Source organism: Dolichospermum sp. UHCC 0259 (assembly GCF_009711935.1).
Classification (GTDB): domain Bacteria; phylum Cyanobacteriota; class Cyanobacteriia; order Cyanobacteriales; family Nostocaceae; genus Dolichospermum.
In genome coordinates this window covers 1-8,214 of sequence record NZ_VIKX01000007.1, presented here as the reverse complement: position 1 = coordinate 8,214, position 8,214 = coordinate 1, and the positions used below count along the sequence as shown (strand labels likewise).

Here is an 8,214-nt window from a genome sequence, read left to right as displayed (position 1 = left end):
CCCACTTCCCCAACTTCCCCAACTTCCCCCACTTCCCCCACTTCCCCTGTTCCCTGTTCCCTGCTATAACTATAACAAATCACGCAAAAACGTCTGATTTATGGCTAATTATGGAGGAATCAACACTGTGTCAAATAACCCAGGGTTGTACATTTTACTCGTCAGCGTTCATGGTTTAATTCGTGGTAACAATCTAGAGTTAGGGAAAGATGCTGACACTGGTGGACAAACCAAATATGCTGTAGAACTGGCTTGTACATTAGCTAAAAATCCCCAAGTTGCAAGAGTTGATTTAGTAACCCGGTTGGTAAATGATCCAAAAGTTAGTTCTGATTATGCTCAACCAGTCGAACTTCTCTCAGATAAAGCCCAAATTATTCGCATCGCCTGTGGTCCCAAACGCTACCTCCGTAAAGAAGTTCTTTGGCCACATTTAGATACATTTGCAGATGAATTACTCAAGCATATTCGCAAAATCGGCAAAATTCCCCATATTATTCATACACATTATGCTGATGCTGGATACGTAGGTTCTAGGGTTGCGGGTTGGTTAGGAATACCTCTGGTTCATACAGGTCACTCCCTGGGACGCATCAAACAACAAAGATTATTAGAACATGGTACTAAACAAAAAACTATTGAAGAAAATTTTCATATTAGTACAAGAATAGAAGCAGAAGAAATCACGCTGGGAAGTGCAGCTTTAGTCATAGCCAGCACTCATCAAGAAGTTGAAGAGCAGTACAGCGTTTACGATCACTATCAACCCGAACGCATGGTAGTCATCCCTCCAGGTGTCACCTTAGAGCGTTTTTATCCAGCCGCAGATAATTGGCAAAATCCGCCTATTCAACAGGAATTAGAGAAGTTTCTCAAAGACATAGAAAAGCCTATAATTATGGCGATTTCTCGCCCAGCTATCCGTAAAAATGTCAGTAGTTTAATTAAAGCTTATGGAGAAGATCCTGAACTGCGCCAATTAGCTAACTTGGTGCTAATTTTAGGCAAAAGAGACGATATTTTGGCGATGGAATCGGGTCCGCGTCAGGTATTTTTGGAGATATTGCAATTAATAGACCGCTATGATCTTTATGGTCATGTTGCTTATCCTAAACATCATAATGCAGATGATGTTCCAGATTTATATCGGTTAACAGCAAAAACCCAAGGAGTGTTTATCAATCCGGCTTTGACAGAGCCATTTGGACTGACATTAATTGAAGCTAGCGCCTGTGGTGTACCGATCATTGCTACGGCTGATGGTGGTCCAAGGGATATTCTCGCTGCTTGTCAAAATGGATTATTGATTGATCCTTTAAATATTCAAGATATCCAAAATGCGCTGCGAATAGCTCTCACAAATCCAGAACAATGGCAACAATGGTCTAAAAATGGCATGATTAATGTTTGTCAACATTTTTCGTGGGATAGTCACGTAGAACATTATCTCGAACAAGTTCACCGATTATTGCCCCAAAAACGGATTCAATCTCTGTTAAGTCCGCTGGTTAAATCTCCCGCAGATGAACATCCTGATTGGAATATATCAGAGACTAATCACTTACCAACGGCTGATCGGTTTTTGGTGTGTGAAATTGATAATACTCTATTAGGTGATGGGGAAGCTTTAGCAAAGTTAATTCAGAGGATTCGTGATCAAGGGAATACAACTGGAGTCGGTATTGCCACAGGTCGCAGTCTGAAAAGTACCTTAAGTATGCTGGAGGAATGGCGTTTTCCCATGCCAGATTTGCTGATTACATCAGCAGGAAGTTCTATTTACTATGGTCCGCAGATAGTCACAGATACAAGTTGGCAAAGACACATTGCCTATAATTGGCGACGGTCAGAAATTAGCAAAGTCATGCAGGATATTCCTGGGGTAGAATTGCAATCTGCTGATGCTCAAGGCAAGTTTAAGATTAGCTATTTTGTGGATGAGACGAAATCACCTAGTGTCCCAGAAATTATCCGTCGTCTGCGTCAACATGGCCTCCATGTCAAAGGAGTTTATAGCCATAATATGTATCTTGATTTAGTACCTATTCGCGCTTCCAAAGGAGATGCTATTCGTTATGCTGCTTTAAAATGGGGTTTGCCTGTTCAACGGTTTTTGGTGGCTGGGGCTTCAGGTAATGATGAATCTATGTTAGCTGGTAATACTCTGGCCGTTGTTGTGGGAAATCACAGTCAGGAAGTGGAAAAGCTGCGCGGTTTACCACAGATTTACTTTGCTGAAGGAAATTATGCTTGGGGGATTTTGGAAGCTTTAGATTATTATGACTTTTTCGGCAACTTACAGCAATTCTCGATTTAATGAAATAGAATTTTGGGCGCAGGGCCTGCGCCCCTACGGGTTTGTTGCTCAAAAAGAGAAAATCCACAAATTCATCCATATTCATCTGCGCTCAAAAATTCTTAAACTCGGTTTTTTTGTGAAAATAAAATTTCCCGTAGCAATACAATATAAAATCTAAAATTTAAAATAGAGATTAGCTCACATGGAAAATCTTACTCCTAATTCTAGTTTTAGTGTTACCCTGCGCTTACAAATTCCCAATCGGGTGGGGATGTTGGCTTCTGTGACTCAAGCGATCGCTCTGACAGGTGGTAATCTGGGACAAATTGATTTAATTGAACAAACTCGGCAAGAATCTATCCGTGATATTACAGTTGATGCTGCGAGTACGGAACACGCGGAAACTATTGTGCAATCGGTGAAGGAATTACCTGATATTAAGGTAATTGATGTTTATGACCGCACCTTTAATTTACATCGCGGTGGCAAAATCAGTATTGTCAGCAGAATCCCCCTCAAAAGTGTTTCTGATTTAGCTATGGCTTATACTCCTGGAGTTGGTCGCATTTGTAAGGCGATCGCTGCAAATCCAGAGGAAGTATATAATCTGACTATCAAACAAAACACGGTGGCGATCGTCACTGATGGTAGTGCAGTCTTAGGTTTGGGCAATTTGGGACCGGCTGCGGCTTTACCCGTGATGGAAGGAAAAGCGATGCTGTTTAAGGAATTTGCTGGACTGGATGCTTTTCCTATCTGTTTGGACACTCAAGATACAGATGAAATTGTCAAAGCAGTTAAAAATATCGCCCCGGTATTTGGTGGTGTGAATTTGGAAGATATCGCTGCACCCCGCTGTTTTGAAATTGAAAAAAGACTGCGAGCAGAATTAAATATCCCCATTTTTCATGATGACCAACATGGTACAGCTATTGTTACCTTGGCTGCTTTGTTTAATTCTCTGAAACTTGTGCAGAAATCCATTGCAGACATCCGCATTGTCATTAATGGTGCTGGTGCGGCTGGGGTAGCGATCGCTCGGTTACTCCGCAAAGCTGGTGCAGAAACCATTTTGATGTGTGATTCTAAGGGGATTATTTCCACTAATCGCACTGATTTAACCGCTGAAAAACTGGAGTTTGCGGTTAAAGCCCAAGGAACTTTAGCTGGTGCAGTTCAAGGTGCAGATGTGTTCATTGGTGTCAGCGCACCGGGAGTTTTAACACCGGAAATGGTACAGGGAATGACGAAGGATGCAATTGTGTTTGCAATGGCTAATCCCATTCCCGAAATTCAACCCGAATTAGCCCCTAAAAACGTTGCTGTGATGGCTACGGGTCGGAGTGACTACCCCAACCAAATCAATAACGTCCTGGCGTTTCCTGGGGTGTTTCGTGGGGCTTTAGATTGTCGGGCTAGGACGATTACTACTGCTATGTGTTTGGAAGCTGCTAGTGCGATCGCATCTTTAGTTAAACCCTCGGATTTGAATCGGGAACATATTATTCCTTCTGTCTTTGATAAGCGTGTTGCTACTGCTGTGGCTGCTGCTGTCCAACAAGCCGCACGGGAAGAAGGTATTGCTCAAAGTTAGTTAATTTGTGGGATAGGCATTCTTGTCTGTCCCTATGGAAAGGTATTGGAATTCTTCATCAATATTATATATTGATACTGGTTCTCCTGAAAGAATACCAATAACATTCAATAATGGATCTTCTATCGTTTCTCTATCTGTTAATTCTCTTTTTTCAACAGCTTTTGATAAAGCAATATCTTCAATTATTTTTGTAAATAAAGCTGAAAATTCCTCTTTGTTTTCAGAAAAAAGCTCTATTATTACTTCTTTCAGGGTTTGTTTAAATTGATTGTGTTCTAAGGATAGATTAGACATAATTACCTCCATAACATATATTAAATTATATTCTGTTTTAACAGATTTTACTTATGAATCATAAATTTATTTAAAATTTACAATTCATTGCTTGTAATACTCGCTTGATTTGTTTGGGTGCGTCTATTTGTTGGAAATTGAATAGATACATTGCTTTATTTCCCATTTTTAGATAATGCTTTTTCAGGAGTAATAGCAGATAATTTATCGCTCATGAAACTAACTCAATAATTAAAAATGTTCCAGAATTTTTCTCAATTTTGGGAATAGGTAAGCCACGTTTTTCTAATGCTTCTAAATAAGCTAATACTGCCTCGGTAACATTTTTCTCTGCTTCAGCAAAGTCTTTCCCAAAGGAAGAAATATAATTGAGTTGGGGTATGGTAGCAATTACCATATTGCTATCAATATCAAAGCTGTATTCCACTGGAAACTCTAGTCTATCCATGATCATATTACTCTTTGTATCTGCTTTGAATTATAACTTAGGAACGCAAATTTAATAACCTGCAATTCTTATTTAAACTGAAATGGTGCGTTACGCTGTCGCTAACACACCCTACTTTTACACTTTATTTAATTCACATTCCTTAGCTGAAACTATTCAATTTCGCGGATTTTCATCTGATGTTCGCAGAACTTTAACCAATGTTCATAATTATCTTCTTACACATCAGTCACATATCAACTATCAGCGTTATAAGGAATTAGGTTTACCTTTGGGTAGCGGTATGGTAGAAAGTGCTTGTAAGTGGTTAATTCAGCAACGTTTTAAAGGTGTTGGTATGCGTTGGAGCGAACCTGGTTTTAACCATTTGTTACATCTACGATTGGCTTGGGTTAATGGTCGCTTTGACGAGCTGTTTTCTCCTGTTTTTTCCGCATCCCCCAAGCCTTAGATGCGCCCGTGCGATCGCTTGTCTGTGGTTATGGAGAATGCGATCCCTAGTTTAGAGGATATTTTAGAAAGCGATCGCTAGAAGACACGTTTTGCCTCAGCTATGACAACATCGTTTAAATACAGGCTTGAGGGAGTCCGGTGTACCTAAATCAATTGCACAACCTAACAATTTTTCCAGATAAATTTGTAGCCGCGCAAAAGTAAACATACCGACGGGTTTAGAAAATTCAACCAATAAGTCAATATCACTACTAGGCGTAGCTTCATTTCGTGCCACTGAACCAAATAAAAATCGTGATGCAACGTGAAAAGCCCGAATTTCCTCATACTGAGGACGCAAGATAGTAAATAAAGGCAAAATCATGGCTAATGAAAAATCACCAGACATTGAAAATACTCACAGTTCCGACAACAAAGAAGAGAAAGTTGAATGTTCTTCATGTCAAGGTACAGGGAGAATCCAACCTCACGGTTCACGCAGATCATCCAAATGCCAAAAATGCCAAGGAACAGGTTTTTGTTAAAATTAAATCATACTCAAGACGGCTTAATTGTTTGATTATAAAGGTAGGGGTTTAGCACTGCTAAACCCTTACACATCTGGGTTTTTCGTAATCTTGCAAAAGTCTATGTCTCAACCATTTTTAGTATAGTTATTCATCCCCATCAGGTTCTAAATCTTCTTCTGTCAATTCCTGATGAGGAACAGCCGCAATAATTGCATCTATGACTTTACCTACTGGTAATATCTCTATGCCAATTTCAGGAAATTTTGTGCCTTTAGGAACGATCGCTCTTTTAAATCCCAGTTTTGCTGCTTCCTTTAATCGTAGTTCCATTTGGGAAACCGATCGCACCTGTCCCCCTAATCCTACTTCTCCAATTAACACTGTACCAGGATCAACGATGCGATCGCGGAAACTGGCAACTATGGCAACGGCAATTCCTAAATCTACTGCTGGTTCTTCTACATTTAATCCCCCCGCAGAAGCAACATAGGAATCTAATTTGGACATAGGAATACCCACACGCTTTTCTAATACGGCGAGGATTTGCACTAACCGATTATAATCTATCCCTGTAGCTGCTCGACGAGGAGAGGGATAACTTGTAGGACTAACTAAAGCTTGTAACTCTACTACTATGGGTCTTGTTCCTTCACAAGCCACTACAATAGCTGTACCGGGGGCAGGATCATCACGATTGCCTAAAAATAATTCAGAAGGATTATCAACTTCCCTTAATCCTTGGGACACCATTTCAAATATACCAATTTCGTGGGTTGCTCCGAAACGGTTTTTTACAGTTCTTAATAATCTGTGGGAAGCAAAGCGATCGCCTTCAAAATACAATACAGTATCAACTAAGTGTTCTAATACTCGCGGTCCGGCAATCGTGCCTTCTTTGGTAACATGACCAACAATTAACATCGTAATATCTTCATGTTTTGCCACCTTCATCAAGGCTGCGGTACATTCCCTGACTTGTGCCACTGAACCCGGTGCTGATGTCAAAGCTGGTAAAAATACTGTTTGAATACTATCTATTACCGCCACATTGGGCTTCAAAGAATCTATTTCTCGCAAAATTTCTTCTAAATCCGTCTCTGGCAATACATATAAATCCGCGCCTATACTATCAGGATTTACGGGTTGTTCAGGATTTGTCACCGGTGCTTGCGGATCTTTGTTTTGATGATCTTCTGTGACGACAAGGGGAGATTTGGACATTCCCAAGCGAGAAGCCCGCAATTTTACCTGTTGTCCAGATTCTTCTCCAGTAATATAGAGAATGCGATATTTTTGTGCTAATTGGTTAGATACTTGTAGTAGTAAAGTAGATTTACCGATACCAGGATCACCACCAATTAATACCATTGAACCAGGAACAACACCCCCGCCTAAAACTCGATCTAATTCGCCATAACCGGACTCCCAACGAGCAATTTGGCGATCGCTAATTTGGTCAAAAGTCAGCGAGGATCTAGCTTTAGCTGGTTTACCATGAGATTTACTATGACCTCCAGCTTGCCAATTTCCCACCCCACCCCGGCTAGGTATATCCCCCAGAAAAGAGCTAATATTCTGCTCAACTAAAGAGTCGTAAGTGTCACAATTTGAGCATTTTCCGAACCATTGGGAGAATTCCGCCGCACAATTACTACAGATATAAATGGTTTTTGGCTTTGCCATACTTAAATTTTAGATAATAATCTTAATTTTTGATTAATTCTGGGAAAAAACTGAAATTTAATAATAGTAATAGTTGGAAGCTCTTTCCAAATCAATTCAGAGTAATGATATCTTAATATTATGATATTTAAAATTAATCATGAAAAATTTTAGTTAAGGAGCATGACAAAACTTGGAAAGTCATAAAGAAAAAATCCTAGTAGTAGACGACGAAGCCAGCATTCGGCGGATTTTGGAAACACGCCTTTCCATGATTGGCTACGATGTAGTGACAGCAGGAGACGGTGAGGAAGCTTTAGAAATATTTCGCAAAGCTGAACCAGACCTGGTAGTTTTAGATGTCATGATGCCAAAACTGGATGGTTATGGCGTTTGTCAAGAATTACGCAAAGAATCGGATGTCCCCATTATTATGCTCACTGCACTGGGAGATGTCGCCGATCGCATCACCGGGTTAGAATTGGGTGCTGATGATTATGTCGTTAAACCTTTCTCCCCCAAAGAACTAGAAGCGCGGATTCGTTCAGTATTGCGACGGGTAGACAAAACTGGTGCAAATGGGATTCCTAGTTCTGGGGTGATTCATGTTAGCACCATCAAAATTGATACAAATAAGCGTCAAGTTTATAAAGGTGATGAGCGGATTCGCTTAACCGGGATGGAATTTAGCTTATTAGAATTGTTAGTTAGTCGCTCAGGTGAAGCTTTTTCCCGTTCAGAAATTCTGCAAGAGGTATGGGGATATACTCCTGAACGCCATGTAGATACTCGCGTTGTGGATGTACATATTTCCCGATTACGGGCAAAATTAGAAGATGATCCCAGCAACCCTGAACTAATTCTCACCGCTAGAGGTACTGGTTATCTTTTCCAACGTATCCTAGAGCCGGGGGAAGAGTAGGGGGAGTGGGGGGAGTAGGGGAAGTGGGGG

General features: G+C 40.5%; 8 protein-coding genes and 1 pseudogene. 5 read left to right on the top strand and 4 right to left on the bottom strand.

Translation table 11 applies throughout. The annotated features are described in order from the left end of the window. Nucleotides 1-127: 127 nt before the first annotated feature. Nucleotides 128-2,317: an HAD-IIB family hydrolase gene (locus tag FJR05_RS00895; RefSeq protein WP_168642378.1), complete on the top strand. Its 2,190-nt coding sequence runs from the start codon at nucleotides 128-130 to the stop codon at nucleotides 2,315-2,317. A 184-nt stretch (nucleotides 2,318-2,501) separates the two neighbouring features. Then, nucleotides 2,502-3,893: a malic enzyme-like NAD(P)-binding protein gene (locus tag FJR05_RS00890; protein WP_168642377.1), complete on the top strand. Its 1,392-nt coding sequence runs from the start codon at nucleotides 2,502-2,504 to the stop codon at nucleotides 3,891-3,893. On the opposite strand, the gene FJR05_RS00885 is transcribed toward FJR05_RS00890, so the two are convergent. Together FJR05_RS00885 and FJR05_RS00880 are read right to left on the bottom strand one after the other, a co-directional pair. Continuing rightward, entirely contained in the window at nucleotides 3,894-4,190 is a 297-nt protein-coding gene (locus FJR05_RS00885) for a hypothetical protein (protein WP_168642376.1), read from the bottom strand. Nucleotides 4,191-4,401: 211 nt separating this feature from the next. Beyond that, entirely contained in the window at nucleotides 4,402-4,638 is a 237-nt protein-coding gene (locus FJR05_RS00880) for a type II toxin-antitoxin system HicB family antitoxin (RefSeq protein ID WP_168642375.1), read from the bottom strand. Between the two features lie 253 nt (nucleotides 4,639-4,891). On the opposite strand from FJR05_RS00880, the pseudogene FJR05_RS00875 reads away from it, so the two are divergent. Further along, nucleotides 4,892-5,089: pseudogene (locus FJR05_RS00875) on the top strand (ISKra4 family transposase); the annotation flags it as partial. A gap of 96 nt (nucleotides 5,090-5,185) precedes the next feature. Here FJR05_RS00875 and FJR05_RS00870 read toward each other — a convergent pair. Next, a complete protein-coding gene (locus FJR05_RS00870; RefSeq protein WP_168642374.1) occupies nucleotides 5,186-5,455 on the bottom strand; it encodes a nucleotidyltransferase family protein in 270 nt (89 codons plus the stop codon). Here FJR05_RS00870 and FJR05_RS00865 point away from each other — a divergent pair. Continuing rightward, nucleotides 5,454-5,615 carry a hypothetical protein gene (locus tag FJR05_RS00865; protein ID WP_168642373.1) on the top strand — a complete coding sequence of 54 codons (162 nt, stop codon included), beginning with the start codon at nucleotides 5,454-5,456 and terminating at the stop codon, nucleotides 5,613-5,615. The two genes, FJR05_RS00870 and FJR05_RS00865, sit on opposite strands and share 2 nt — an antisense overlap. A 129-nt stretch (nucleotides 5,616-5,744) precedes the next feature. On the opposite strand, the gene radA is transcribed toward FJR05_RS00865, so the two are convergent. Next, on the bottom strand, nucleotides 5,745-7,283 hold the full coding sequence (radA, locus tag FJR05_RS00860) for a DNA repair protein RadA (protein ID WP_168642372.1): 1,539 nt from the start codon (nucleotides 7,281-7,283) through the stop codon (nucleotides 5,745-5,747). 172 nt (nucleotides 7,284-7,455) lie between these two features. On the opposite strand from radA, the gene rpaB reads away from it, so the two are divergent. After that, complete coding sequence (rpaB, locus tag FJR05_RS00855) at nucleotides 7,456-8,184, top strand: response regulator transcription factor RpaB (RefSeq protein ID WP_015079764.1); 729 nt, start codon at nucleotides 7,456-7,458, stop codon at nucleotides 8,182-8,184. Nucleotides 8,185-8,214: the final 30 nt, after the last annotated feature.

Bases quoted from the DNA above. Each gene is read 5' to 3' on its own strand.
- FJR05_RS00890 (WP_168642377.1), top strand. From the start codon at position 2,502: ATGGAAAATCTTACTCCTAATTCTAGTTTTAGTGTTACCCTGCGCTTA.
- FJR05_RS00885 (WP_168642376.1), bottom strand. From the start codon at position 4,190: ATGTCTAATCTATCCTTAGAACACAATCAATTTAAACAAACCCTGAAA.
- FJR05_RS00880 (WP_168642375.1), bottom strand. From the start codon at position 4,638: ATGGATAGACTAGAGTTTCCAGTGGAATACAGCTTTGATATTGATAGC.
- FJR05_RS00865 (WP_168642373.1), top strand. From the start codon at position 5,454: ATGGCTAATGAAAAATCACCAGACATTGAAAATACTCACAGTTCCGAC.
- FJR05_RS00870 (WP_168642374.1), bottom strand. From the start codon at position 5,455: ATGATTTTGCCTTTATTTACTATCTTGCGTCCTCAGTATGAGGAAATT.
- radA (WP_168642372.1), bottom strand. From the start codon at position 7,283: ATGGCAAAGCCAAAAACCATTTATATCTGTAGTAATTGTGCGGCGGAA.